At 64.3% G+C, this 25,266-nt stretch carries 17 protein-coding genes and 1 tRNA gene; 9 read left to right on the top strand and 9 right to left on the bottom strand.

Annotated elements, in window-relative coordinates; all coding sequences use genetic code 11:
• Positions 1 to 9: 9 nt before the first annotated feature.
• The 5 genes from IG178_RS15565 to IG178_RS15545 all read right to left on the bottom strand — a co-directional run bounded on the left by IG178_RS15565 (position 10) and on the right by IG178_RS15545 (position 5,871).
• Positions 10 to 546, bottom strand: coding sequence for a SprT-like domain-containing protein (locus IG178_RS15565; RefSeq protein ID WP_193213489.1), 537 nt, complete (start codon positions 544 to 546; stop codon positions 10 to 12).
• 129 nt (positions 547 to 675) lie between these two features.
• Positions 676 to 924 (bottom strand): DUF167 domain-containing protein, encoded by a 249-nt coding sequence (locus tag IG178_RS15560; RefSeq protein WP_193213488.1) that lies wholly within the window; start codon positions 922 to 924, stop codon positions 676 to 678.
• 48 nt (positions 925 to 972) lie between these two features.
• Positions 973 to 1,662: a hypothetical protein gene (locus IG178_RS15555; RefSeq protein ID WP_193213487.1), complete on the bottom strand. Its 690-nt coding sequence runs from the start codon at positions 1,660 to 1,662 to the stop codon at positions 973 to 975.
• Positions 1,663 to 1,724: 62 nt separating this feature from the next.
• A complete protein-coding gene (locus tag IG178_RS15550) occupies positions 1,725 to 2,477 on the bottom strand; it encodes a hypothetical protein (RefSeq protein ID WP_193213486.1) in 753 nt (250 codons plus the stop codon).
• A gap of 22 nt (positions 2,478 to 2,499) precedes the next feature.
• Positions 2,500 to 5,871 (bottom strand): hypothetical protein, encoded by a 3,372-nt coding sequence (locus IG178_RS15545; protein WP_193213485.1) that lies wholly within the window; start codon positions 5,869 to 5,871, stop codon positions 2,500 to 2,502.
• A gap of 634 nt (positions 5,872 to 6,505) precedes the next feature.
• On the opposite strand from IG178_RS15545, the gene IG178_RS15540 reads away from it, so the two are divergent.
• Both IG178_RS15540 and IG178_RS15535 read left to right on the top strand, forming a co-directional pair.
• Entirely contained in the window at positions 6,506 to 8,920 is a 2,415-nt protein-coding gene (locus IG178_RS15540; RefSeq protein WP_193213484.1) for an MFS transporter, read from the top strand.
• Positions 8,921 to 9,018: 98 nt separating this feature from the next.
• Positions 9,019 to 10,644, top strand: coding sequence for a cation:proton antiporter domain-containing protein (locus IG178_RS15535; RefSeq protein ID WP_193213483.1), 1,626 nt, complete (start codon positions 9,019 to 9,021; stop codon positions 10,642 to 10,644).
• A gap of 80 nt (positions 10,645 to 10,724) precedes the next feature.
• Here the strand turns inward: IG178_RS15535 and IG178_RS15530 are convergent, their stop codons facing one another.
• Together IG178_RS15530 and IG178_RS15525 are read right to left on the bottom strand one after the other, a co-directional pair.
• A complete protein-coding gene (locus IG178_RS15530) occupies positions 10,725 to 12,950 on the bottom strand; it encodes a hypothetical protein (RefSeq protein WP_193213482.1) in 2,226 nt (741 codons plus the stop codon).
• A gap of 460 nt (positions 12,951 to 13,410) precedes the next feature.
• On the bottom strand, positions 13,411 to 14,037 hold the full coding sequence (locus IG178_RS15525) for a LuxR C-terminal-related transcriptional regulator (RefSeq protein WP_226895484.1): 627 nt from the start codon (positions 14,035 to 14,037) through the stop codon (positions 13,411 to 13,413).
• A 385-nt stretch (positions 14,038 to 14,422) separates the two neighbouring features.
• On the opposite strand from IG178_RS15525, the gene IG178_RS15520 reads away from it, so the two are divergent.
• Together IG178_RS15520 and IG178_RS15515 are read left to right on the top strand one after the other, a co-directional pair.
• Entirely contained in the window at positions 14,423 to 14,986 is a 564-nt protein-coding gene (locus tag IG178_RS15520; protein WP_193213480.1) for a sigma-70 family RNA polymerase sigma factor, read from the top strand.
• A gap of 50 nt (positions 14,987 to 15,036) precedes the next feature.
• Positions 15,037 to 16,581: a FecR family protein gene (locus IG178_RS15515; RefSeq protein ID WP_193213479.1), complete on the top strand. Its 1,545-nt coding sequence runs from the start codon at positions 15,037 to 15,039 to the stop codon at positions 16,579 to 16,581.
• A 141-nt stretch (positions 16,582 to 16,722) separates the two neighbouring features.
• On the opposite strand, the gene IG178_RS15510 is transcribed toward IG178_RS15515, so the two are convergent.
• A tRNA-Ser gene (locus IG178_RS15510) sits at positions 16,723 to 16,809 on the bottom strand.
• 325 nt (positions 16,810 to 17,134) lie between these two features.
• Here IG178_RS15510 and dnaK point away from each other — a divergent pair.
• From dnaK to groL, 3 genes are all read left to right on the top strand, one after another.
• Complete coding sequence (gene dnaK, locus IG178_RS15505; protein ID WP_193213478.1) at positions 17,135 to 19,051, top strand: molecular chaperone DnaK; 1,917 nt, start codon at positions 17,135 to 17,137, stop codon at positions 19,049 to 19,051.
• 125 nt (positions 19,052 to 19,176) lie between these two features.
• Positions 19,177 to 19,467 carry a co-chaperone GroES gene (locus tag IG178_RS15500; protein WP_193213477.1) on the top strand — a complete coding sequence of 97 codons (291 nt, stop codon included), beginning with the start codon at positions 19,177 to 19,179 and terminating at the stop codon, positions 19,465 to 19,467.
• Between the two features lie 38 nt (positions 19,468 to 19,505).
• Positions 19,506 to 21,152, top strand: a complete 1,647-nt coding sequence (groL, locus tag IG178_RS15495; RefSeq protein WP_193213476.1) for a chaperonin GroEL — start codon at positions 19,506 to 19,508, stop codon at positions 21,150 to 21,152.
• A gap of 78 nt (positions 21,153 to 21,230) precedes the next feature.
• Here groL and IG178_RS15490 read toward each other — a convergent pair whose 3' ends face one another.
• On the bottom strand, positions 21,231 to 23,123 hold the full coding sequence (locus IG178_RS15490) for an HAD-IA family hydrolase (RefSeq protein ID WP_193213475.1): 1,893 nt from the start codon (positions 23,121 to 23,123) through the stop codon (positions 21,231 to 21,233).
• Positions 23,124 to 23,308: 185 nt separating this feature from the next.
• Here IG178_RS15490 and IG178_RS15485 point away from each other — a divergent pair, with 185 nt between their 5' ends.
• Positions 23,309 to 24,052 (top strand): PEP-CTERM sorting domain-containing protein, encoded by a 744-nt coding sequence (locus IG178_RS15485; protein WP_193213474.1) that lies wholly within the window; start codon positions 23,309 to 23,311, stop codon positions 24,050 to 24,052.
• A 20-nt stretch (positions 24,053 to 24,072) separates the two neighbouring features.
• Positions 24,073 to 25,245 carry a hypothetical protein gene (locus tag IG178_RS15480; protein WP_193213473.1) on the top strand — a complete coding sequence of 391 codons (1,173 nt, stop codon included), beginning with the start codon at positions 24,073 to 24,075 and terminating at the stop codon, positions 25,243 to 25,245.
• Positions 25,246 to 25,266: the final 21 nt, after the last annotated feature.

Below are 25,266 nucleotides of genomic sequence, written 5' to 3'. Positions count from 1 at the left end.
AAGCTGGGTCTACAGCCGTTGCTCGAAGAGCTGGTAGCGGAGATCGAAGACCCCTCCGTTGTATTTCCGGCAACACGCGTAGCAGGCGACCACCCGGCTGATCCGCTTCACCCGCCGGATCGAGGTCAGGCACTGCGGGCAGACATAGGCGAAATTGCGGCGCATCCGCTTGCGCTTGAAGGGCAGGTTGTGGAAGGGCTGCTCGTTGGGAATGCCCAGCTCGCCACAAGCCGCCCGCCACTCCGCGCCGTGAGGTTCGATGCGCCGGCGCCCGGCCCGTTCGTAGGCGACCAGATGTGCGAGTTCGTGCCGCAAGGTCCGCCACATTTCCTCGGGCGGAAGCTCCTTGAGCTTCGGGTTCAGCTCGATCAGCCGGTCGGGCCACCAGGCGCGGCCGGCGGTGGTTTGCATGCGGGCATTCCAGGTGACCCGCACCCGTCTCGCCAATTCGGGCAAGCCGAGCACGCCGGCGTTCTCGCGGCACCATTCGGTCAGTCCCCCGTCGATCTTTTCGGCGGCACGGCGACGTGCCAAAGAACGCTCCACCGGGGTCTTGGTACCCCGGTTCAAGCCCCATTGACGGAACGTCCACGCCATCCTCACCGCTCCTAGCAAGACCCTCGGCAAGTGGCAATACGCCAGCCGGATTTTCTCCGGGCCGGCGGTTGAATGCGATCAGCAGACGGTTCCTTCCGGCACCTCGAAGCACTTGATCCGGGATGCCACGCCTTTCACCAGGACAACCTTCGATTTCGGCAATCGCAGGTGCTTGGCGAGAAAGTCCCGCAATGCCGCGTTGGCCTTCCCTTCCACCGGCGGCGCCGCGATTTTCACCCGCAGCACCCGGCCCGCCCGCGGGTCATCCTCCCAGCCCAGCACCTCGCTGGACCGGGAATTCGGCACGATCAGGACCCGCAATTGCATGGCAAGCAGCCGGCTGGCTCGACAAGCACCCGGTTCCAACCGCCGCGATCAGGGCTCCGACACATCGCGGACCCCGCGGATTTGCACCGTTCCGTTGGTCGGATTCTCCACGAACACCTGGAGCACGCGCTTTTTGCCGGGATGCGGCCAGATGCCCGACGAGAACTTAGCCCATGCCCCGTCCTTCTCGACATACGCCTTCATTCCCGCCGTTTGGTTGGCGGCCACCGGAGGATCGACGATCGGCCGGGTCTCCCCCGGCTTGAAGCTGAACTCATCCTTCTCCAGTTCGATTTTGACCGGCATCGAGGTCAGGTTGACGACATTGATCGATCCGACCGGAAACGACTTCACGTCGTCAGGCACCGACAGCACCCGGCATTTCGGCTTTCCGGTCTGCTCGGGAATGAACATCAGGATGTACGACTTGTCCTTGTCGTCGAACTCGCAGGACCCGACTTCCTCGGTCGGGTCGGTGGCGCTCGCCGGATCGGCATTGAGCGTGAACACCACCTTCTTCCCCTCCACCTTCAAGGTGTCGAACTCGTGGTTGAGGAATTGACGCAAGTTGACCACCCCCGCGGTGGCGGATCCGTCCGCGAGGTGGGCATGCACTTCCACGCCCGGGACGCCTGGCTGGATGGAAACCCCCCGCACCTTGTAGTCGGCGGCCGCGATTGATTGCGTGGCCACGGGGAGGAGAACCGCGCAAAGCGCGGCGAGAGACTGGAGTTTCATCGGATTGCTTGGGTTGGAACTAAAACGCCGCTTTCCATAACAGGAAAGCGGCGTTCGGAAAATCATTCGTTGCTGCCCGAGACGTCTCGTATCCCGCGCAACTCCACCTGTTTCGACTTGGGATTGTAGAACAGGACCTGCAGCACCCGCTTGGACCCGGGGTGGGCCCAGATGGTGGCCGCGATCCGTTTCCATTCCCCCTTGTTGAAGGAATAGGCAACCATCCCCGAGCTGTGGTTCGCGCCGACCGGCGGATCCTCGATCACCTTGGTCTCGCCGCTCTTGAAGAGGAACGGCTTCTTCTCGAGTTCGATCTTCACCCCCAGCGGGCTGAGATTGAGCACCATCACCGATCCCGGCGGGAACTTGCGCTTCGCGTCGTCGATCACCTTCACCTGGAACGGCGGTGCCCCGGGTTTGCCGGTGCCCGGGAGGAACATCAGGATCCCGGAGTGGAAGTTGTCGGGGAGCTTGGCCTTGGCGACGACCTTCTTGGGATCCTTGATCCCGGCGGGATCCGGCGTGGTCGCGAAGACCAGGCTCTTGCCTTTGATCGGCAAGGCACTGAACTCGTGGTTCAGGTAATTCTTCACGTCGAGCTTCACGCCCGGAACCGATCCGTCGGTCGCCGCGTCATGGACGAAGACCTCGGGCGGAGGAGAATCCAACTGGAAGGCCAGACCGCGGACGTTTCCGCCGGGCGGCTTCTCGCCGGGAGTGGTCGGGGTGTCCGCGGTTGCGGGGGCCGGAGCCTCCTGCGCCACCAGCGGCAGCCCGCAGGCGAGCAGGGCAAAAAGGATTTTCGGGTACTTCATGAGTGGGTTCTTGCGAAAACCATTACACTTCCTCCGGAGAAAGCCAGCGGAAGGAGGTGATGACGAAGCGGCGGCCGAAACGGATATTCGCCTGCTGGTTCAACTCGGCGGTCTTCAGCTCGGGCTGTTCGGAGGGATCGAGATACTCCGGAAGCCGCTGCACCACCGCCTCGCACCAGGCCTTCGCACCGATGTCGCCGGCGGCGTTGCGGGATTCCCCGTAGGCCCGGACCCGGAAGGTGTCGCCGCGAACGGTGATCACCGGGGCCAGCGCCATCAACAGGTCGCCCTGGGTCAGGATCGGAGGCGCCCCTTCCGCCGTATAGCCTTGGCGGGCTTCGGGGTTCACCATCCCGGTCAAGAGGCCGGGGTTGCTCACCGGGGTCGTGCGGAGGTCCCTTGAATCCAGGTCGTGGAACTCGTTGTTGATCCCGCTTTCATCGATCGCCGTCTGGAGAAGCCCGGCCTTCGAATGCAGGCCTGCCGACGAACTAAGGCGGCGGTTCACGAACTCCCCGAGCGTGAGCGACGGCGCCTTGTCGGCGCGGCCGCGGAGCCGGATCTGCTCGACGATGCTGTTGGCGAGGAGGTTGATCTGGTCGTCGTCCAGCGCCCGGAAGCCCGCCCAGCGGACCTGGCCGGCCACGTCGATGCTGGCGTTGGCACCGGGGTTCTCCGCGTCGCCGGCGATGGGCAGCGAGCTGCGCGAGAAGCCGGTCTTATCGCTCGGCGTCATTTCCGAGTTGTTCCAACCGCGGAGTTCGGTGTCGCGGAGCGATGACAGCAGCGCCTTCCAGGCCCCGACCGAGTCGGAGTTGACGTTGAACGGCCCCTGAATGCCCATCACACTCCCCATGCGCTCGCTCAGCTCCTCGTCGCCGAGGGAGTCCAAGGTCTGGGCCACCTCTTCCGGCGAGCCGTCGCCCTGGATCATCGGGATGAAGCGCTGGTTCAAGAGCTTGCGCCGGCCATCGAGGAACTCGGTCAGCATGGTCTGGCGGGACGCACTGGAGAGGAGGGCATTGGTGAAGTTGCCGACGGTCGAGAAGTAGGTGCTGTCCCACAACGCGTCGTTCATGAGGTAGGAGTGGTCGAGCATCTGGCCACCGCCGTTGAGACGCCCCGACGGTCCGTCGATGTTCACGGCACTGCTCGGGATCAACGGGTGAGCATGGGAATTGCCCAAGGCGTGGGTCACCCGCGGCAGCTTCGAGGAGGCCACGAGGTTGGAAGGGATCAGATCACCGAGGCTCGCGGCGGGCAGCAGCGGCACGCGGAACATCGGCACGTTCGAAACGCCGTCGTTCGCGTAAGGAGTCGCACCGTAGAAGCCGCGGTTGGTGCCCGGATCCAGCTCGATCCCCGGCGCGGAGTTGAAGTCGGTGACTTCGGTCAGGGTCAGGTCATAGGAATCCAGGGCGCTGCCGATCTGGGTCGAGTCCTGATCGGTACCTTCGACCACCGGGTGGTTGTGCACCCACGGCATCGAAATGTCGTTCTGGGTCTTGGTGGTCTTTGCCGACATCGTCAGCAGGGCGAAGGGCGACTTGCCGCCGACGGTCTTGTCGCTCGGGGTCTGGAGAATCTGGCCGACGCGGAAGTTGCGGCGGATGACCGGATTGCTCGGATTGGTGCTGATCTCGGCGGTCGGGTTGTTGTACTTGAAGCGGTAGGTGCGCAGCATGTCGCGGGTCGGCTCCGACACGAGACCGGCCAGCAGGTCGACGGTGAAGTCCGGCTGGTTGGGATCGTTCACCGTGCGGCCGGCCTTCGCCTCGAGACCGAAAATCTCATTGAGCTTGATGGCCAGCCAGCCGCCGTTCCAGCCGTTGGCGAGTTCGAAGTCGTAGCGGGTGTTGTCGGGACGCGACGCGTAGGCCAGGTGGTCGGTCTGCAAACCAGCGCGGGGGTCCCAGCCGGGCACGCCTTCAACCCCGAAGGTGTTGCCGGTGCGGCCGTCGCGGTTGCCGAAGTCGTTGTCGGCATTCCAGTCGAAGAAGCAGCGGACGGTGTAGCCGCCGGAGGTCTCCAGCCCCCAGGTCCATTGGTCCTCGACCCAAGGCGAGAAGACCTTCACTTCGCCCGGAGCCATCGTGATGGTGCCGCCGGGGCGACCACCGGAACCCATTTCGCGCAGCAGCAAGCTGAAGTAGCGGCGGGCGTTCGGGTTCTTCTCATTCTTGATCTGGAACCGGGCCAGGCCGTGGAATTCACCCGACGCGAACTCCGGACGCAGCCATGCGTTGTTCTTCCGGAAGCGGAATACCACCGGCGGATCCCAGACCCGGACGCGCAGCTTGGAGAGGTTGAGCGAGACGTCGTAGGGATTGTAGAGCGTGATCACCGGGTCGTAGACCAGATGCGGGCAGGCGTAGTTGTTGTTGCCCTTCGGATTGCCCTTGTCGTTGAAGAAGTTGATCCGGTCCCCGAGGTGGTTGTAGTGGGAAACCGCGGAGAACATGATCTGCATCTTCGCGATCACCGGCAGCAGCCGCTCGGTGGTGGGCGATTGCGTGAGTCCGTTGCCGGACGGACGAAGCTCGGCGGAGCTCAGGCGGATCAAGGGAGTGCCGGCTCCGCTCGAGCTGACCCGGCGGTTGAGCTGGTAGTGATTCTTCAGGTAATCCCAGCGCGGGGCACCGTCGTTGGTGGTGTAGTAAAGCGTCGCCTGGCCGTTGGGATAGATCGACGACGAGCTCTCGAAGACGCTGGTCAGGTCCGTCTTAAGGCCGCCGTCCACCACGTTGGAAAGAAGACCGACCGAATAAGGGGTCACGTCCGCCTGGCGGCTGAGAACTTCCTGACCCTTGTTCTCACCGACCGCCACCACGGCGGTTTCGAGCGAAACCACCTTGGCCGGATCGCCCAAGGTCGCCGGAGCGAGGGCATCCACCACTTCCTCCGGCCGGGCGCGCGGCGGAGCGATGCGCCGCGCGATGACTTCGCCGTCATCGGCAGTGGTGGCCTGGGGCAATTGGATCGGAGCCTTCTGGCTTTCGTCGACCACCGCCCATGCGAAGGCACCCTGCCGGTTGTCCGAAACCTGCATCGGCACACGGGCCGCCCGGAGGGACGGACCGACCTCGCCGCCGCCGGACGGAGAACCCACGGTGTCGGGATTCACCAGCCAGACCGGATCCGAAAGCCCGATGTCCGCCAGCGAAGGATCGGTCGCGCTGGAGGGCTCGGGGGTCGAGACCAGCCAACCGCTGAAGCGGCTCGCCTTGTCGCCATAAGAAGGCCCCGAGGTGCCGGGGGTCCAATGCCAGCTCTGCCAGGCGCCGAGCATGTTCGGCTCGTCGGAATCGGAATTGATCGCGGAAGCCCGGGCGGAGATTGCCTGATCCGGACCCAAACTCGTTTGAAGTTCACCGATCGCGAGCATCAAGGCCATCCGCGCATTCGCTTGAGCCTCAGCTCGTGCCTCACCCGCCCCGCTGGATCTCAGGGAAATCGAAGAAAGCGTCAAAAGGCCCACCGCGATGACCGTCAGCAGAACCATCAACGAAAGGGTGATCACCAAGGCAAAGCCCTGGGCGCGATGATTTTGAGCGGGTTGAGATGGCTTGGGTTTCATCTGGCGGAAAACTTGTACTTACTTTGAGAATACATCAAACTCGTTTTACGTCAGCGTGCATTCGATCCGATCCGGCTGAGAAGCCCAAATTGGAATTAATTTCACCCGACCCCCTGTTGGACGACTGGAATTCGACGGATCCCAAAGGGACCTGAAGGTAACACCGAATCCGAAGGGGTCTTGTATGAAACCAAAGCAGGGGTGTATGAAAGCGTCGCCTCCCTTCAGGCGTAACGCCTTGTTTTCACGTAGATCTCCCTCCTTTTTCCGTTTCTAACGCAAAAAGGGGATGCCCAAGCGACCTCAACGCTTGGGTGGTTTTGCGCCACATGGATCGTTAACATCCACCCTTCCCTGCCGCCGCCCCAGTTCCTAAGCTGCCGCCCAGATGGATGATCCAGCGGATAAGGGACGGGAGCCGACGCGTCGCGAATGGACCGGCTTCTGGAGCATGATCGTCCAGCAAACCCAAAACGCGTTCAACGACAAGGCGGCCCAGTTCACCCTCATCCCGCTCGGCGGGGCCATCGGCTTCACCCTCGGGGGTGCGCGGGTCGAGGACATCGCCGCGCTGCTCATTTCCCTGCCCTTCATCCTGTTCTCGCCCCTCGCCGGCTGGCTCAGCGACCGCTTCTCGAAACGCGACGTGATGTTGGGTGCCGCCGTGGCGCAGTTGGGGATCCTGGTGGCCCTGTGCCTGGCCGTGCGGCTCGAGAACATGCCGCTGGCGCTGGGCGGCTTCTTCGCCCTGGCCGTCCAGTCGGCCTTTTTCAGCCCCGCCAAGATGGGCATCAACAAGGAGCTGGTCGGCTCCCGCCACCTCGGCTTCGCCACCGGCATCCAGCAGATGATGGCGATGCTCGCGATGCTCAGCGGCCAGATCGCCGCCGGCCTGGTATTCGATCGCCAGTGGGAAAAACTCGGCGGTTCTCCGGAGGTCGCCTGGCGGGCCGCCTACCTGCCGCTGCTGGTGCTGACGGCGCTGTCGATCCCAGCGATCGTCCTTGCCTGGCTGGTCCCGCGGGTGCCGGCCCAGGGACGGGAAAAGCTCCACGCGACCCTGTTGTTCGAGCACTTCCGCCACCTGCGCGACCTCTGGTCGGATGCGCCGCTGCGCCGGGCGTCCTTTGCCGTCGCCTATTTCTGGGGCTTCGCCGCCTTCATCAACCTGTGGTCGCTGAAGGTCGCCGCCGAACTCACCGGCGGCCATGCCGGCTTCGGCACGCTCTCGTCCTACTACATGGCTGCCGCCTCGCTGGGCATGATCGGCGGCTTCGCCCTCGCCGCTTTCCTGCTGCGGCGGCGGATCGAACTCGGCTGGGTGCCGGTCGGCGGCGTGGCGATGACCGGGCTCGCCCTGGTGCTGGCCGCCATCGATCCGGCCCGCCCGGTGTTCCTCTACCTGCTCGGCTTGCTTGCCTTCTCCTCGGCCCTCTTCCTGGCCCCGCTGAATGCCTGGATGCAGGACCGCTACCCGGCGGCCAAGCGCGGCGAACTGCAGGCCGCCGTCAACCTCCAGGACTGCCTCGCCGGCATCTTCGGATTTGTCCTGCTGATCGGGCTGGCGGCCCTGGTCAAGGCGGCCGGGTTCGGTCCGCGCGTCGCGCTCCACCTGCAAATCGGCACCATCGGGGTCACCAGCGGCCTGATCACCTGGTTCATCATCCGACTGCTGCCGTCCGACTTCGTGCGCGTGATCGGCCTGATGCTGCTGCGCCTCTTCTACCGCATCCGCAGCAGTGGCACCCATCACCTGCCGGAAAAGGGCGGCGCGCTGCTGCTGCCGAACCACATCACCTGGGGCGATGCCTTTTTCCTCACTGCCGCCAGCCCGCGGCCGATCCGCTTTATCATGGAGGAAGGCTTCATGGGCACCCGCGCCATCCGCGTCTTCTGCCAACTCTTTGACACCGTCCCGATCTCCTCGGCCAAGCCACGCGAGGCCCTGCGCGCGGCCTCCGACGCTCTCAAGCGCGGCGATCTGGTCTGCATCTTCCCCGAAGGCCAGCTCACCCGCACCGGCACCCTCCAGGAACTCAAGCGCGGTTTCGAACTGATCGCCCGCCAGGCCGGTTGCCCGATGGTGCCCGTCTGGACCGATGGGGCCTGGGGCTCAATCCTCTCCTTCGAGCGCAACCGCTTCTTCAAGAAATGGCCGCGCCGGCTCCGCTACGGCATTAGCGTCGCCTTCGGTGAACCCATCGCGCCGAAGGAAGCTGATCCCGAACGGGTCCGCATCGGCATGCTCGAGGCCTCTGCCATCGCCCTCGATGCCCGGGTCGCGATGCCACGCACCGATCCCGGCGCCACCCGCCGGACGCAACGCGCCAATGCCATGCAGATCGCCCAGGTGAATGCCCTGCCGCGCGGTGGCAAAGTCAGCGTGCTGGCCGGGGATCCCCTCCTCGACCGCCTGCCCGGCCTGGTCGAATTCAGCCGCTTCTACCGCACGCCTCTGATCAAGGCCGACCAACCCGGCGCGGAGGGCATCTGGCTCGGCGGCGATGCCTTGCGAGAGGCCATCGAAAACTCCACCACCGAGCCGACCGGAGCCATCTTCTACGACTTCAGCGCCCGCGCCGCCGTGCCGCTCGATCGCCCCAGCTGGACCCACTGCCCCTGCCTCGCCCTCAACGGCGTCGTCATCGCCCTGTCGATGCCCGACCCTCCCCGCCCCCTGCCCGGCAGCAAACCGCAGCGCGGCGGCAAGGAGGGCTCGCTCGGCATCCTGCTTCCCGGTTTCGCCATCCATGAAAAGGACGGCATCATCTCGGTGACAGGCCCCGCCACCGGCGGCCAGCCGATCGCCTTGCCGCCCGGTCACTGCATCGACGGCGAGAGCTTCCTGTTTCCCCCGGGCCGCTGAGCAATTCGTAGTCCGGGCCTGCTGCCTCCTGGCCCGCGCAACTCGGAGTGCTTTTTTGTTTCAGCTAGCACGCCATCCGCTGAAGTCGGACGGAGTTCATGGATGCCCTGCTTGTTGCCACCGCTTTCATCTTCGGTCTCGCCGCCCAACGGCTGCGATTGCCCCCGCTGGTGGGATTCCTCCTGGCGGGCTTCGTCCTCCAGGCACTCGGCCAGACGGGCGGCGAAGCCCTCAGGGTCATTGCCGACCTCGGGGTAACCCTGCTGCTCTTCACCATCGGCCTGAAGTTGCGCGTCCGCAGCCTCGGCCGGCCGGAGATCTGGGCGGGAACCAGCCTTCACGCCGCGCTCATGATCGCGCTGTTCACCCCCGTCCTGCTGGGCGTCTCGGCACTGGCCGGCAAGGCCGCCGGCCTCGATTGGACGAGCGCGCTGCTGCTGGCCTTCGGGATGAGCTTCTCAAGCACCGTCTTCGCCGTCAAAAGCCTCTCCGAGAACGGCGACATGGGCTCGATGCACGGCCGGGTCTCCATCGGCATCCTGATCATGCAGGACATTCTCGCCGTCCTGTTCCTCACCTTCTCCACCGGCAAGATCCCGTCCCCTTGGTCGCCGCTGCTGGTGGCCGGTCTGCTGGTCGCCCGCCCGGCACTCGGCTGGCTGCTCGGCCGCAGCGGACATGGCGAACTGGTCACCCTGTGCGGCTTCTTCCTCGCCCTGGTCGTCGGTGCCGCCGGGTTCTCCGCGGTCGGACTGAAGTCCGATCTGGGCGCGCTCTTCGTCGGTGTTCTGGTCGGCTACCACCCGGTCTCGAAGGAACTCGGCAAGTCGCTGAACGGCATCACCGACCTGCTGCTCGTCGGCTTCTTCCTCCAGGTCGGCCTGGAAGGTGAACTCACCTGGAAGAGCCTTGGCTGGGCCGGCCTGATGATCCTGCTGCTGCCCTTGAAAAGCATCGCCTTCTTCCTCCTGCTGACCCGCTTCCGGCTGCGCGCCCGCAGCTCGTGGATGAGTGCGCTGACCCTATCCACCTACAGCGAGTTCGGGCTGATCGTGATGGCCCTCGGCGTCGCCAAGGGCTGGATCAGCGCCGACTGGCTGGTCGCCACCGCCGTCGCCCTGTCCCTCAGCTTCCTCATCCTCGCCCCGCTCAACCGCCGTGCCGAGAGACTTTACGATCCGATCAGCGACGTCTTGAAGCGCTTCGAGGCCAAAGGCCGCCATCCCGATGACCTGCCGGTGCGCGAAAACGGCGAGCAGATCGCAATCTTCGGCATGGGCCGGGTCGGTCTGGCCGCCTACCATGCCCTCGAAGGCCGCTACCCGGGCCGGGTGATCGGCTTCGACCGCGACCCGAAGGCCGTCCAGCTGCATCGCGAGGCGGAGCGGAATGTCATGCTTGCCGACGCCACCGATTCCGATTTCTGGGAGAAGGTCCGGCCGCGCGATGACATCGACCTGGTGATCCTCGCCATGCCCAAGCACAAGGCGAACGTGCATGCGATCGAGACACTGAAGCGCCACGGCTTCGCCGGCGTGGTGGCCGCCACCGGCAAGTTCAGCGAGGAGATCCAGGAGCTCCGCAAGCTCGGCGTCGATACCGCCTTCAACCTCTATGCCGAAGCCGGCTCGAACTTCGCCCGCCACGTCTTCAATGTTTTCAACCAGCAGCGTCCCGACCTGACCCAGGGCAGCTGGAAGGCCCGCGCGGAGGGGGAGGACTGATTCCCCCGGGAATAGCAACAGCCCCTTCTCGAGAAGGGACTGCTACACTTGCCAGTGGAACAAATTCAGGCGCCGTCAGATCACGGGGCGCTCTCGATCACCAGATTGTCGATCTGGAAATCCGCGGTATCCCACCGGCTGTTGCTCGGGAAGGAACCGGCGATATCGTCCCCGACCACGATCTTGTAGGCGTTGCCCACCGCGGGCACGGTGACGTTCCTCGTCTGCGCCACGCCGTCGATGCTGATCGTGAATCCGTTCACATTCCAATCGAACACGACCTTCTGCCACTTGTCCGGCACCGCCGTGACGGAAGGAAGGACATTTCCGGCAACGCCATCGCCCGGCCATCCGTTGTCGCCCACATAGTAGCCGGTGGATCCGTTGTTGGTGATCTCAAGCCCGCTGCCGAGGGTCACCATCGGCGCCCACTCCGTCTGGGCCACCGCGCGGGTATTCTTCATCTCAAAGGAGACCCGGAACGGCTTCGTCCAGTTCAACAGTGGAGCGGCCGAGGTGAAGATGAACGCGTTGTTGGTCATCCCGCCGCCTTCCGGGAACTCGCGCGCGATCCTCAGCGCATAGTTCCCGTCCCCGCGGTCCTCGAAGCTATCGGCCGGACCGGCATGCACAAAGTCTCCGGATCCGACGTCGGGATCCGTCGTCTGGGAATCGAAGGACCAACGTGCCGTGACCACCATCTTCGGCCTCACCTGATAGAACATGCGATCGGCATCGCCGAGAATCCCGCCATCCACGAAGGTATTGGAACCCACAAGCCCCTCGAAAACATGAACCTCTTCAAAAGACTTGAGGTCCATCGACCGGAAGAGGCTGAAATCGATTCCGTCGTACTTCCCGCCCGCCGTGACCTCGGCATCGTTGCCGTTGATCGCAATGCTTGGCTGGTCGACACTGGGAAAGTCCATGGGATCGTTCCCGTCTGTTCCCGCCGACACTTCACTGGGATCAGGAAAGCCATCCAGATCGGTGTCGATCGCCAGAGGATCGGTGAACGTTGTTAGAACCTCCAGCCCGTCGCCCAGCGAATCGCCGTCGGAGTCTGCCAATAGTGGCTTCGTGAAGTGGAAGTGCACCTCGTCGCCGTCGTCGAGGTCGTCACCATCCGTATCGGCAAGGTGCGGATTGGTCCCCGCGTCCTGTTCTCCGTAGTTGTCCAATCCATCGGAATCCGGATCTCCGAAATCCCCGTTGTCACCGGTGCCATCGTTGGGGTCGAGGTTGTTGCTCAGCTCCCACAGGTCGGAGAGCAAGTCGTCGTCGCTGTCCCCGGCAATCGGGCTCGTGGGACCGAACCCCGTGACATTACCCTCGGCATCGAGCCCGTTGACCTCCTGGTAATCGGTCAATCCGTCTTCATCGGTATCCACCAACAGGGGATCGCTCCCATAGGTGTTCTTTTCGGCCCCGTCTTGCAGATCGTCACCGTCCGTGTCCGGATTGGTTGGATCGGTTTCTGCCAGGAATTCATCCGGATCCAGAAGGCCGTCCGAGTCGTGGTCACCGGTCGCCGTCAACTGATCCAGATCGCCGGGGAAGTACTGTTCTTCCCAGGAATCCGGCATCCCGTCCTCATCCGTGTCCGCCAGGCCCACCGTCGATACCTTCAGGTTGTCCAACTGGAAATCCCCCTGGTCCCACCCGTTTCCGGAGATATCAGCCTGGAAGCCCGCGTGCTTTTTGTCCCCGATGAAGATCGTCGTCAGATCCCCGGTTGGCAGCGTCGTCGGCGTGAACGTGGAGGTGTTGCCGTCCACTGTCAGGGAATCGGAGGTTCCGTTCCATTCGTAGATCACATGATACCAGGTGTCATTGACCGGCACGATTCCGGCATTGGTCGCGCCGCCTCCGCCGCCGCCCGACCAGCCGTCGCTGTTCATGTAGAGGCTTCCGATCGACCCGCTGTTGGCGATCTCACGGCCATCCAGCGAAAGGATGACCGTCCAGGTGGTATTCGCCGCCTTCCTCATGTTCTTGACGTCGAACTCAACCTTGAACGGTTGCGACCAGTTGACGATCGGAGCACTGGAAACAAACCTGAAACCGGAGTTCTTCTGGTTGTTCCTGCTCGCCAGGTCAGTCCGGTTCACATCGAGCGCATAGTCGCCACCACCCTTGTCTTCGAATGCGACGGGATTGAGCCCCTGCGTGACAGTTCCACTGCCAACATCGGGCGTTGTCGACTGGCCGTTGAAATTCCATTCCAATTGGACGACATCCGCCGCCGAGGCATTCCATGCCCCAAGCGCTGCAAACAGAAGCAGCTTGGCTCCAAGATCACTCATAATATTTCGGGTTTTTGGTTTTTTTGGGGAAGCGCCGCTCCATCGACCGGCGCATGTTCATCAGACACGGGATCACTCCTCGCCCCGCCGTCAGGCTCCACTTGCATGATCCCATCGGGTGTCCCGTTGCCGCTTCCTGGCATTGATCATCGATCGACACCCGGCACAGGAGCCAGGAGCAAGCGCACCCCATGTGCATGATCTACAAATGGGATGGAGATCGACTCGACCTGAGCCTCGAAAGAATCACGGAATGGCACCTGACTTCATTGGATCACATTCATTGAACCGCTGGGTTTCGGATTGAGGGGAACGGCGTTGCAGGCGGAGCCCGCGCGCCATTCACCCGGCTTACGTACGCTTCGCTCCCAGGTTACGGTGCCGGCAGATTTTTTCCGAACCGTGCAATCGATCCCCAGCCACGGCATCGCAGCGACAGCCATGCCCCCGACATCCCCCCTCACGACGAACGGCCCATGTATCGCAAGACCGCCTCCGTCCGGTTGCACACATCGAGTTTCTCGTAGACATGCCGTAGATGGAACCTCACGGTTTCGACGCTGATGTCGATGCGGGACGCGATCTCCTTGTTGAGCAACCCCTCCGCGAGGAAGCCGAGGATTTCATTCTCGCGTCTCGTCAATTGGGGCAATGCCCCGCCATCCGGCGGCCGTCCGAAGGACTCGACCGCATTCAGGGCAATGAGCGGCAACCTCGCCCTCTCGCCGGCAATCTCCCCCGCGATGGCGTGGGCAAGCTGGAGTTCGAGCCCTTCTCCCACGATGTAGCCGCTTGCTCCAGCGCTCAGGATCTTCCTCATTTCCCCCCCGTCCTTGTGAACCATCACCACCAGGATCCGGACCCGTGGGAGCAGCGCCTTTAATTTTCCATAGCTCTCGATTCCAGCAAGATCCGGCATCTTGACCATCAAAAGGATCAGCTCCGGGAGAAACTCGGGCAGGGCTTCGAAGGCTTCGTCCCCCGCCGGATAGACACCGACACATTCACACTCGACCAATGACTTCACGAGGTCGGCCAGCCTTCCGCGGGACACCTTGTCCTCATACACGATCGCAACACGCATCATCCCTTCATCTTCATTCTCTCGCCATCGTGGCACCCGGGACTCCCGGGCCGGAATTCACAAGCCTTACGTCGTCGGCCCTACCAGGTTACGGTCCTTTTTCCCTGAATCCGCAGCGGGATCCGGCTCAATCAAGTGCCGGTGCGCGATCAGCCGCCGCAGGAAAACCCAAGCTCCCGCGGCGGCCCACCCCATTGCAACTCCGAGGGAAATCTGGAAATCCTGTGATCCCGGAGCCGGCGCAGCACCTGGATCCGAACCCCTTCAATGCAGGCTTACGTTTCCGCCTGGATCCGGTTACGGTCCTTTTTTCCGAAATCCCGGCAAAAGTGTGCATGCACAACCTGCTATTGAAATCCCCTCGCAAACCCGTGTCCCATCGCGGCGCATGAGCGGCACCGTTCCACCGTCATCGGCATCGAATCACCCGCCCGGGACTGATTTCGAGACGGCGCTCGTCGAACACCAGCCACGGATCTACTACTTCATCCGTTCCATGGTTTTCAATCCGGACGATGCCCGCGACGTCTTGCAAGATGTCAACGCCATCATCATCCGCAAGAGGGGCAGTTTCACCCCAGGAACCGACTTCAAGTCCTGGAGCTTTTCCATCGCCCGGTTCGAGTGCCTGGCGTACTTGCGCCGCTACCAGGCCCGGAAGGCCGTGCCGGCCGACGACTTGCTCCAGTACCTGGCCGACGGGGCGGAAGGAGAGGCGGACAAGGTCGATAGTTGGCTGAACGCCCTCTCCCATTGCCGCAAGTTGCTTCCGGAGGAGAGCGCCTCTCTCCTCGACCTGAGGTATAGGACCCGGACCCCACTCGAAAAGATCGCAGCCCAATGGAAGACCTCCGAGGGCGCCCTGAAACAGAAGTTGTTCAGGATCCGCAATCAACTGAAGACCTGCATCCTGAAGAAGATCGCCGGAACCGACGCCGACGAACTGAACTAAAGGAACGTTACCTGTTCCGATTCCGAACGTAAGCACTTGGAAACACCATCATGGACCCGAACTGGCAGCACTGGATCGACCGGCTGAAGTCCGAGGACCTCACGGAGGCTGAGCTTCGTGAGTTCGAAGAGGCGTTGCGGTCCGATCCCTCGCGGCGGGACGACTACTTGTCCGGCTTGTTGGCGGAGGTGGCGCTTGAAGCGCAGCATCTTCCCGACCCGCTTGCCGCGACCAAGGTCATTCAAATGCCCGCCCGCCGCTGGCCGAAAACAGCCGGCATTGCCGCCGGTATCGCGGCCCTGGCCATCGCCTCCTACATGGCGGGGTTCCACCGCAGCGCGCCGCAAACTCCCCCGGTGGTGGCGACCGTTACCGACTCGGACGAAGCCGCCGAAAAGGCCGGATTGCGGATCGGCCAGCCCTTGGAGTCCGGCAGGGTCAACATTCCCGAGGGATCGGAGATTGGAATTGCGATGCGCGGTGGAGCACGCCTCAAACTTCGCGGGCCCGCGAACCTGACCATTGATGGACCTGACAAGGTTCGCCTGGAAAAGGGTCGCCTCAGCACCTACGCGCCATCCTACGCCCATGGGTTCACGGTCGATACGGACGACGGGCGGGTGGTCGACCTGGGGACCCGATTCGTGACCGCAACGGGCACCGGCGCTGGAACGGAGATCCATGTGATCGAAGGCCTGGTGGAGGTACACGCCTCGGCCAGTGGCACTTCGGCGGAAAGCCTCAAGACCAGGAGCGCCGCGGTCATGAAGGATGGGCGTCTTGAACCCACCGAATACCTCGCCAACCGCTTGACGGTTCCTCTGGATCCCATCGCCGCCGACCAGGACGGCGACGGCTTCTCCGATGAAATCGAAAGCTTCTACGGAACGTCCCCCACCGACGGCTCTGCATTCCCGGCACCGCTGCGTTTCGAGGAAGGATTCACCGGCTATCCCCCGGGCCCACTGAGGGATGCCCCATCACGGGCATTTGGAACCCGTCCCGGCGAAATCTGGGAGGGCGACGGGATCTTCGAGCGGGACAGCATCCGCTACCAGAACGGCGGTCGCTCTCTTGCAGCTCGAGGAGGGTCGATTCAAACCACCGGCAAGTCGGCGGAGGGAGCTTTCTTGCAGCTGAACCCCTCGGAATTGGCTCCCGTCGGAGTGACCTACATCAGCTTCCTGATGCAGACCGCTGACGAGGAGCCCGGCATCACCTACGGCGGACTCCTGCTCTTCGACAACGACCGCGAGCAATTCTTCATCGGCAAGGTCCACACCGCCGACTCCTACGGCTCGCGGATGAAGCAAGCCAAGCAGGTGGATTCCTACGACTTTCCCAACGACAACGACCCCCATTTGTTCGTGATCCGGATCGACCGTACCCGCCTGGTCACCGACATCTTCATCGATCCCGTTCCCGGCCAGCCGGAAACGGCCGCCACCCGGAGTTTCCGCTACCAGGACGTGCCTGTATTCGACCGCATCTCGGTCAGGTCGGGACGCCACAAGGGGAGCTGGAATTATCAGGTGAAGATCGACGAAGCGCGACTCGGGCTAACCTGGGAATCCGTCGTGCCGCTCGCGGAGTAGGAGTTTTCATTTCCTGCGCGCCGCCCGGTTGACATCGGGACCGCGAAACACTTCACCGTATTGCGGGTGCGGTTCGCCAACCGATTGGACGAAGTCTTGCGACCCATCGGGGCTCCACGATCATCTGCGGGAACTCCGCCGCGGACAGGGAGGGATTCGAACCCTCGGTACTCTTTCAAGCACACACGCTTTCCAAGCGTGCTCATTCGACCACTCTGACACCTGCCCTTGCGGAAGGGCGCGCACCCTAGGGGCCGCCCGCCTGCTTGGCAACCCGATTTTCGAGCAGAAATCGAATGCGTCCGCCGGCCCGGATCGACCCGGGGGCCCACCCTGTCGCACCGTGACATTCTGGCGCCTCCGCTTGCGCCATTTTGACCCAATCCCGCACCTCAACCTGACCTCCCCCGAACCAACTCATCACCCTATTCCCCTGACGGTCTGCTACTTCCATCACCATGACAGAGGGGTGGCACATCACCTGCGAAAAGGGTGCCAGCAAAATCATCCGATCACCCGGACTTCAAACAAACCACCAATCCCACCCAACCTCATGTCAAAGATTCTCGGCATTGACCTCGGCACGACCAATTCCTGCATGGCCATCATGGATGGCGGCGAACCGCTCGTGCTCGAAAACTCCGAAGGCGCGCGCACCACGCCGTCGATCGTCGCATTCACCAAATCCGGCGAGCGCCTCGTCGGCCAGGCCGCCAAGCGCCAGGCCGTGACCAACCCGAAAAACACCGTTTTCTCCGCCAAGCGCCTGATCGGTCGTAAGTTCTCCGAACTCTCGGAGGCCGACAAGAAGATGCCGTATGCCATCGTCGAGGCCGCCAACGGCGACGCCCACATCCAGGTCGAGGTCGGCGGCGAGAAGAAGACCTACTCGCCGCAAGAAATCGCGGCCATGGTCCTCGGCAAGCTCAAGGCCGACGCCGAAGCCAAGCTCGGCGAAACCATCACCGACGCGGTGATCACGGTTCCCGCCTATTTCAACGACTCGCAGCGCAACGCCACCAAGGCCGCCGGTGAGATCGCCGGCCTCAACGTCCGCCGCATCATCAACGAGCCGACCGCGGCCGCCCTTGCCTACGGCCTCGACAAGAAGTCCGACGAGAAGATCGCCGTCTACGACCTTGGCGGCGGCACCTTCGACATCTCGGTGCTCGAGATCGGCGACGGCGTCTTCGAGGTGCTCGCCACCGACGGCGACACCCAGCTCGGCGGTGACGACTGGGACAACGCGCTGATCCAGTGGATCGTCGACGAATTCAAGAAGGACCAGGGCATCGACCTGTCCAGCCAGCCCGACGCGCTGCAGCGCATCAAGGAGGAGGCGGAGAAGGCCAAGATCGCTCTTTCCTCGAGCCAGTCCTACGACATCAGCCTGCCCTTCATCACCGCCGACCAGACCGGTCCGAAGCACATCCAGCTCACGCTTTCCCGCGCCAAGCTGGAACAGCTCACCGACGCGCTCTTCGACCGCACCAAGAAGCCGGTCCGCGACTGCCTCAAGGAAGCCGGCCTCGGCAGCTCCGAGATCGACGAGCTTGTCCTCGTTGGCGGCATGACCCGCATGCCCAAGGTGATCGAGATCGCCAAGGACCTCGCCGGCAAGGAGCCGCACCGCGGCGTCAACCCGGACGAAGTGGTCGCCATCGGTGCCTCCATCCAGGGCGGCGTACTCAAGGGCGACGTCAAGGACGTGCTGCTCCTCGACGTGACCCCGCTGACGCTTTCGATCGAAACCGAAGGCTCCCGCGCCACGCCGATGATCGAGCGCAACACCACGATCCCGGCCAAGAAGTCGCAGATCTTCTCGACCGCGTCCGACAACCAGCCGGCCGTCGACATCCGCATCTGCCAGGGCGAGCGCCCGATGTTCAGCGACAACAAGCTGCTCGGGAACTTCAAACTCGACGGCATCGCCCCGGCCCGCCGCGGCGAACCGCAGATCGAGGTCACCTTCGACATCGACGCCAACGGCATCCTCCACGTCTCCGCCAAGGACAAGCAGTCCGGCAAGGAACAGAAGATCTCGATCCAGGGCTCCTCGGGCCTTTCCAAGGACGAGATCGAAAAGGCCAAGCAGGAGGCGGAAGCCCACGCCGACGAGGACAAGAAGCGCGTCGAGTCGGTCGACACCAAGAACAAGGCCGAAAACCTCGCCTATCAGGTCGAGAAGCAGCTCTCCGAACTGCCCGCCGAGGCGCCGGAAGAACTCAAGTCCGGCATCCAGGCCAAGGTCGACGCGGTCAAGGACGCGCTGAAGGGCGACGACATCGACGCCATCAAGTCCGCCACCTCGACCCTGGAGTCCGCGATGCAGGAGCTCTACAACGCCGCCCAGCAGGCGCAGGGCGCCGCCGGAGGCGCCCCGCAACCGGATGCCGGCGAAGCGGCCGAAGCCGAGGAACCCCGCCAGGCCAAGGGCAAGGTCGTCGACGCTGAAGTCGTCGACAAGTGAGCCTCTCCCCGTCATCAAGGGCGCCCGCCACCCGGGCGCCCTTTCCGGCGGCCCCACAACCCTTTCCGCTCCGCTCCGGCGGGGCGGCATCTCAACCAACCAACGCAACCAATACAACAAACCACATGGCTACCATCAAACCACTCGGTCAACGCGTGCTCGTGAAGCGTCTCGACGCTGAAGCAATCAGCGCCGGCGGCATCGTTCTTCCCGACACCGCGAAGGAAAAGCCCCAGGAAGCCGAAGTCCTCAGCCTCGGCACCGGCGGCAAGGACGAGGATGGCAAGACCATCGAGTTCACCGTCAAGGTGGGCGACAAGGTCCTCATCTCCAAGTACGGCGGCACCGAAGTGAAGGTCGACGGCCAGGAAGTGCTCATCATTTCCGAGTCCGACATCCTCGGCATCGTTGCCTGAACCCCTGATCCATCTCCAATCAACCATCATCCATCGTTATGGCCAAACAACTCCAATTCGACGAATCCGCCCGCCAGGCCCTCCTGCGCGGCGTTGAGAAACTCGCCCGCGCCGTCAAGGCGACCCTCGGCCCGGCAGGCCGCAACGTCATCCTCGACAAGAAGTTCGGCTCGCCGACCATCACCAAGGACGGCGTCTCCGTTGCCAAGGAAATCGAGCTCGAGGACCCCTATGAAAACATGGGCGCCCAGCTGATCCGCGAGGTCTCCAGCAAGACCTCCGACATCGCCGGCGACGGCACCACCACCGCCACCGTACTTGCCGAAGCCATCTACAAGGAAGGCCTCCGCAACGTCACCGCCGGCGCCAACCCGATCAGCCTGCAGCGCGGCATCACCAAGGCCACCGAGGCCATCGTCGCCCAGCTCCGCGAGATCTCCAAGGAAGTCAACGACACCAAGGAAATCGCCCAGGTCGCCACCGTCTCCGCCAACTGGGACTCCACCATCGGCACCATCATCGCCGAGGCCATGGACAAGGTCGGCAAGGACGGCACCATCACCGTGGAAGAAGCCAAGGGCATCGAGACCACCCTCGACGTGGTCGAAGGCATGCAGTTCGACAAGGGCTACCTGTCCCCGTACTTCGTGACCGACGCCGAAAGCATGGAAGCCGTTCTCGAGAACGCCTACCTCCTCATCCACGAGAAGAAGATCTCCTCGCTGAAGGACATGCTTCCGCTGCTTGAGAAGGTCGCCAAGACCGGCCGCCCGCTGCTCATCATCGCCGAAGACGTCGAAGGCGAAGCGCTGGCCACCCTCGTGGTCAACAAGCTCCGCGGCATCCTCAACATCGCCGCCGTCAAGGCTCCCGGCTTCGGCGACCGCCGCAAGGCGATGCTCGAGGACCTCGCCATCCTCACCGGCGGCAAGGTCATCACCGAGGACCTCGGCATCAAGCTCGAGACCGTCGAACTCGACGACCTCGGCTCGGCCAAGCGCGTCACCATCTCGAAGGAAAACACCACCATCGTGGAAGGTGCCGGCACCAGCGAAGGCATCACCGGCCGGGTCAACCAGATCCGCCGCCAGATCGAGGAAACCACCAGCGACTACGACCGCGAGAAGCTCCAGGAGCGCCTTGCCAAGCTCGCAGGCGGCGTGGCCGTCATCAACGTCGGTGCTGCCACCGAAACCGAGATGAAGGAAAAGAAGGCCCGCGTGGAAGACGCCCTGCACGCCACCCGCGCCGCGGTGGAAGAAGGCATCGTCCCCGGCGGTGGCACCGCCCTCATCCGCGCCCTCAAGGCCGCTTGCGACGCGAACTCCTGCGAGGCCGCCTCCAACGCCGACGAGAAGACCGGATTCGGCATCGTCGCCCGCGCGGTGGAAGCCCCGCTCCGCCAGCTCGCCGCCAACGCCGGCCGCGAAGGCGCGCTGATCGTCGAGAAGGTGAAGAACAACAAGGAAGGCCACGGCTACAACGTCGCGACCGACACCTTCGAGGACCTCATCGCCTCCGGCGTCGTCGACCCGACCAAGGTGACCCGCTCGGCCCTGCAGAACGCCGCGTCCATCGCCGGCCTCCTGCTCACCACCGAAGCCCTCATCACCGACATCAAGGAAGATGAGCCCGCCGGTGCCGGCCACGGCCACGACCACGGCGGCATGGGCGGCATGATGTAATGCTCCCGGGTGGCGGCTTCCGTGCCGTCACCCCCGAATGCCTCTACCAAAGCCGGACGGGAAACCGTCCGGCTTTTTTCATGGCCCCAGCAAGGCCGTCAGGTCGTCCAGCCGCAGCTCGCGGAACTCGCCCACCGACCGCGACACCAGGCCCGCGACGGCGTCGTCCACGGGAAAGCCGCGGTGGACGTGGATCACCCGCATGCCGGCACGATGGGCCGCCGTCACCCCCGCCCGGGAATCCTCGATCGCCACGCAGCGCGCGGGATCGGCGCCGGCACGCCGCGCCGCCAGCAGGAACACTTCCGGATCCGGCTTGCCGCGCGACACCTCGTCCCCGCCCGCCCGATGGTGGAAATAGCCCGCCAGGCCCGCCGCCGCGAGAAAGCGGTCGATGTCCGCGACCTCGCTCGAGCTGGCCAGCGCCAGCGGGATCCCGGAGTCCGCGAGCCGGCCCAACAGCTCGGCGACGCCGGGGAACGGCACCAGGGCCCCCTCGGCCGCGACCAGTTCGTCCAGGTGCTCGCGCCACCGGCGGTTGAAGGTCATGACATCGAACCCGGCGGGTGCCCGCGCCGCCAGGCGCTGCTCGATGGCATCGTTGGTGGTCCCGGCGTGTTCCTCGAAATACTGCTCGCGCCGTAGCTCACCGCCTTGCTCCCGGTAGGCCGCCTGGAACGCCGTGCAATAGAGCGACTCGCTGTCGAAGAGCGTCCCGTCCATGTCGAAGATGACCGCCCCCTGGCCCGGCTGCGGGAGCAGGCCGTCTTCCCGGCCCTCCGGGCGGTTCCTGAATTCGGTCGGCCGGCTGCCGGTGGCCCCGGTGAAAAATCGGCTCAACTCGTGGGCGGACGCGAATTTCATTTGCTCGGCGATGTCAGCGAGGGTGAGCGCTGGATTCTCCAACAGCCTGACCAGATGGGCGAGCCTGGCCAGCTTGATCTCCTGCTTCGGGCTGTGCCCCAGGGCCCGCGCAAAGCGCTCCTTGATCGTGGTCAGCGACAGGGAGCTGCGCTCGGCGAGTTCCGACACCCGGATCGGATCGTGCGGCGCGGTCCGGCGGATCCAGGTCACGAGCTCCCGGACCTCGGGATCGCGGATCGCCAAGACATCGCTCGATTCCCGGGCCACGGCGCCGCCGGGCTCGACCAGACGCGACTCCCCGCCCGCGTCGCCGCCATCCATCTGCAGTTTCAGCAGTTCCGCCGCCTTGAAGCCGATCTCCCGCGCCGGATGGCCGATGCTGCTCAGCGCCGGAAAGGTGGAGTAGCAGTAGTCCTGGTCGTCGCCGTAGCCGATCACCGCCAGTTGATCGGGAACTTTCCTGCCCAGCATGTCCGCCGCCCGCAGCACCACCGCCGCCAGTGCGTCGTCCACGGCGAAGAGCCCGCAGGGTTCCGGCAGGGACCCGAGGAAGGCGGCGACCTCCGTCTGGACCTCGCGCCAGGTGTGGTCTTCCCACAGCGGCCGGCCTTTGAGGTAGTGGACCCGCGGTTCGATCGCGTAGCGGTTGAGCTCCGCCCGGAAGCCCCGCAGCCGTTCGCGGGCGTAGACCCGCAGCCCGGAAGCGAAGCGGGCCTCGCGGTAGAACGTTTCCCCGCGGGCGAGAAAGGCGAAGTCCGGCAAGCTCCTCTCGACCAGATGACGCGCCGCGATGCCGCCGATCATGCGGTTGTCGGGAATCACCCGCGGGTAGCCGAGGTCGGGCCCCTCGGTGCTGGTCAAGACCACCGCCGTCCCCCGCTTGCGGAAAGCCCGCAGTTCATCCTCCGTCGCCCGGAACAGGATCACGCCGTCACCGTGCCAATCGCCGTCGATTTTGACCGCCTCCATCTCGCCGTAGGAGTCGTTCTCGGTGACCAGCCGCCAGAGCTCGTTCGCGCGCATGAAATCGACCACGCCCCGCATCGTGGCCGCACCGAACGACGACCATGCGGGATACCTGACACCAATGACTTTGCGGGATTTCACGACGGTTTGCGGAGCGGGCACGGCCATGCACGGCCGGCATCGCGCCCACCGCTCCACTAAGAACGCGACGCGGCCGTCTGTCAGCCAAATCGGCAATCTTGCCCCGCGGTCCGGCGAAAATGCCATTAGCCCGGGGAAGACGCGACGGCACACCTTCACGATGCCTCATCGATCTCACCGAACCCATGAACACCATCCCTCGACTCCTCCTCGGCGGCCTCGTCCTGGCGGCTGCCACCAGCCAGGCCGCCACGCTCAGCCTCAACGGCACCAGCTTCGAAGCCGGCAGCGGCGCGGCCATCACCGCAAGCTTCAGCAATCACACCGGCGGATCGGCCACCGACTGGTTCGGCCTCTACCCGCAGGGCGAGGTCCCCGACGGCAATCCGCCCGCCACCGCCTGGGACTATGTCGACGGCACCCAAAGTTCCGGCTCCCTTGATGTCGGGTCCTTCTCCCGCGGCGGAGGATTCACCCTCAACAACGCCTACCTCGGCAACTGGACCGTCCATTTCCTGGCCAACGACACCTACGGCGCCGTCGCCGGCACCGCGGGCGGCTGGAACTTCACCGTCACTCCCGCCGCCGGCATTTCCCTGGTTCCCGGCAAATCCGAATACCAGATCGGCGAAACCATCAATCTGGCCTGGGCCGGCAACGCCGGGTGGGTCAGCACCGACTGGATCGGGATCTATCAAGCCGGAGAGCTTCCCGGCAGCGAGCCGTCGGTCGTCTATCAGTACACCACCGGCACCGGCGGCAACCTCGACTTCGCCGCGCTCGCCCCGGGCCAGTACGACGCCTACCTGCTGGCGAACGACGGCTACACCCCGATCTCCCAAACCTCGTTCGCCGTCGTCCCCGAGCCATCGCTGGCCGCCCTCGGCCTCCTCGGGCTCGGGCTGGTGAGCTTCCGCCGCAACCGCTGAACGACCCACCCGCGACCGCCATGAAAACGATCATCGCCATCTTCTCCGCCTGCCTGGCCATCACGGCTCCGCTCGCCGCCCAGGCCACCGTCAACGTCGACAAGCCGGACTACGCCCCGGGGGAAACCATCACCGTTTCCTGGACCGGAGCCACCGCGGCCACCGACTGGCTCGGCATCTACCCGAAGGGTGAAATCCCCGACGGCAACCCCGTGGCAACCGCCTGGGTCTACGTCAGCGGCAGCAAAACCGCCGGTTCCGTCGTGGATTCGGGCAGCGCGCCCTTCACCGTCGGCGTCGGCGAGTGGACAGCGTGGATGCTCGGCAACGACAGCTACACGCCGAAGGCCGGCGCCACACCTGTCGATTTTTCGGTGATCGATCCCGCCCCCTCCATCACCTTGTTCGCCGCGGCAAGCAACCTCACCACCGGCTCACCGGTCGACCTGTCGTGGACGATCAAGAACGGGGACCAGGTCACGACCCTGACACTCGACGACGGGACCAACCCGCCGCTCGACGTGCTCGGCCAGTCGTCGATCGCGGTGAACCCGTCGGGCAACACGACCTACACCCTCGAGGTCAATGGCGGCGAGGACTCCGCGACGACCCTGGTGATGGTGGCGGCGGAAAGCACTGCCGCCTTCTCGCTCGACAAGACCACCTTCACCGTGGGCGAAACCGTCACCGTGAGCTGGACCGGCGCCGCCGGCGGCGCCACCGACTGGGTGGGCATCTACACCGCCGGCACCACCCCGGGACTCCAGAATTCCTTTTCCTGGAACTACCTGAACGGCTCCCAAACGGCGGCCGCGGGCCCGGTCGACGGGTCGCTGGAATTCAATCTCCCGGCGGGCAACTACTACGCCCTCCTGCTCCTCAACGACGGCTATGAGATCGACCGTGGACCCATCCCCTTCACCGTGGTCGAGCCCCCGGAGGAGATCATTCCCGTCGAATCCGTCGTCAGGTCCGGCGACACCGTGACCCTCGTGTGGCAGTCGAAGGCCGGCCACGAATACGACATCTATGCCTCCGCGGATCTCGAGGGCGACCCCCAGGTCGATTGGGAGAACATCGCCTACGCCCTGCCATCGGATGGCGAAGGCACCACCGGTTTCACCGAGGTCCTGACAGTCCCGGCTCCCGCCCGCCGCTTCTACAAGATCTTCGAATTCCCCTCTGCTCCCTGACCATCCGCCGCTCCGCAGGCA

The organism is Neoluteolibacter marinus, assembly GCF_014904755.1.
Classification (GTDB): Bacteria; Verrucomicrobiota; Verrucomicrobiia; order Verrucomicrobiales; family Akkermansiaceae; genus Haloferula; species Haloferula marina.
This window is presented reverse-complemented; position numbering and strand designations above follow the sequence as displayed.

Excerpts from the sequence above, each read along its gene's own strand:
- IG178_RS15560 (WP_193213488.1), bottom strand. The coding sequence starts at position 924 with ATGCAATTGCGGGTCCTGATCGTGCCGAATTCCCGGTCCAGCGAGGTG.
- IG178_RS15555 (WP_193213487.1), bottom strand. The coding sequence starts at position 1,662 with ATGAAACTCCAGTCTCTCGCCGCGCTTTGCGCGGTTCTCCTCCCCGTG.
- IG178_RS15550 (WP_193213486.1), bottom strand. The coding sequence starts at position 2,477 with ATGAAGTACCCGAAAATCCTTTTTGCCCTGCTCGCCTGCGGGCTGCCG.
- IG178_RS15545 (WP_193213485.1), bottom strand. The coding sequence starts at position 5,871 with ATGGCCTTGATGCTCGCGATCGGTGAACTTCAAACGAGTTTGGGTCCG.
- IG178_RS15540 (WP_193213484.1), top strand. The coding sequence starts at position 6,506 with ATGATCGTCCAGCAAACCCAAAACGCGTTCAACGACAAGGCGGCCCAG.
- IG178_RS15535 (WP_193213483.1), top strand. The coding sequence starts at position 9,019 with ATGGATGCCCTGCTTGTTGCCACCGCTTTCATCTTCGGTCTCGCCGCC.
- IG178_RS15530 (WP_193213482.1), bottom strand. The coding sequence starts at position 12,950 with ATGAGTGATCTTGGAGCCAAGCTGCTTCTGTTTGCAGCGCTTGGGGCA.
- IG178_RS15525 (WP_226895484.1), bottom strand. The coding sequence starts at position 14,037 with ATGATGCGTGTTGCGATCGTGTATGAGGACAAGGTGTCCCGCGGAAGG.
- IG178_RS15520 (WP_193213480.1), top strand. The coding sequence starts at position 14,423 with ATGAGCGGCACCGTTCCACCGTCATCGGCATCGAATCACCCGCCCGGG.
- IG178_RS15515 (WP_193213479.1), top strand. The coding sequence starts at position 15,037 with ATGGACCCGAACTGGCAGCACTGGATCGACCGGCTGAAGTCCGAGGAC.
- dnaK (WP_193213478.1), top strand. The coding sequence starts at position 17,135 with ATGTCAAAGATTCTCGGCATTGACCTCGGCACGACCAATTCCTGCATG.
- IG178_RS15500 (WP_193213477.1), top strand. The coding sequence starts at position 19,177 with ATGGCTACCATCAAACCACTCGGTCAACGCGTGCTCGTGAAGCGTCTC.
- groL (WP_193213476.1), top strand. The coding sequence starts at position 19,506 with ATGGCCAAACAACTCCAATTCGACGAATCCGCCCGCCAGGCCCTCCTG.
- IG178_RS15485 (WP_193213474.1), top strand. The coding sequence starts at position 23,309 with ATGAACACCATCCCTCGACTCCTCCTCGGCGGCCTCGTCCTGGCGGCT.
- IG178_RS15480 (WP_193213473.1), top strand. The coding sequence starts at position 24,073 with ATGAAAACGATCATCGCCATCTTCTCCGCCTGCCTGGCCATCACGGCT.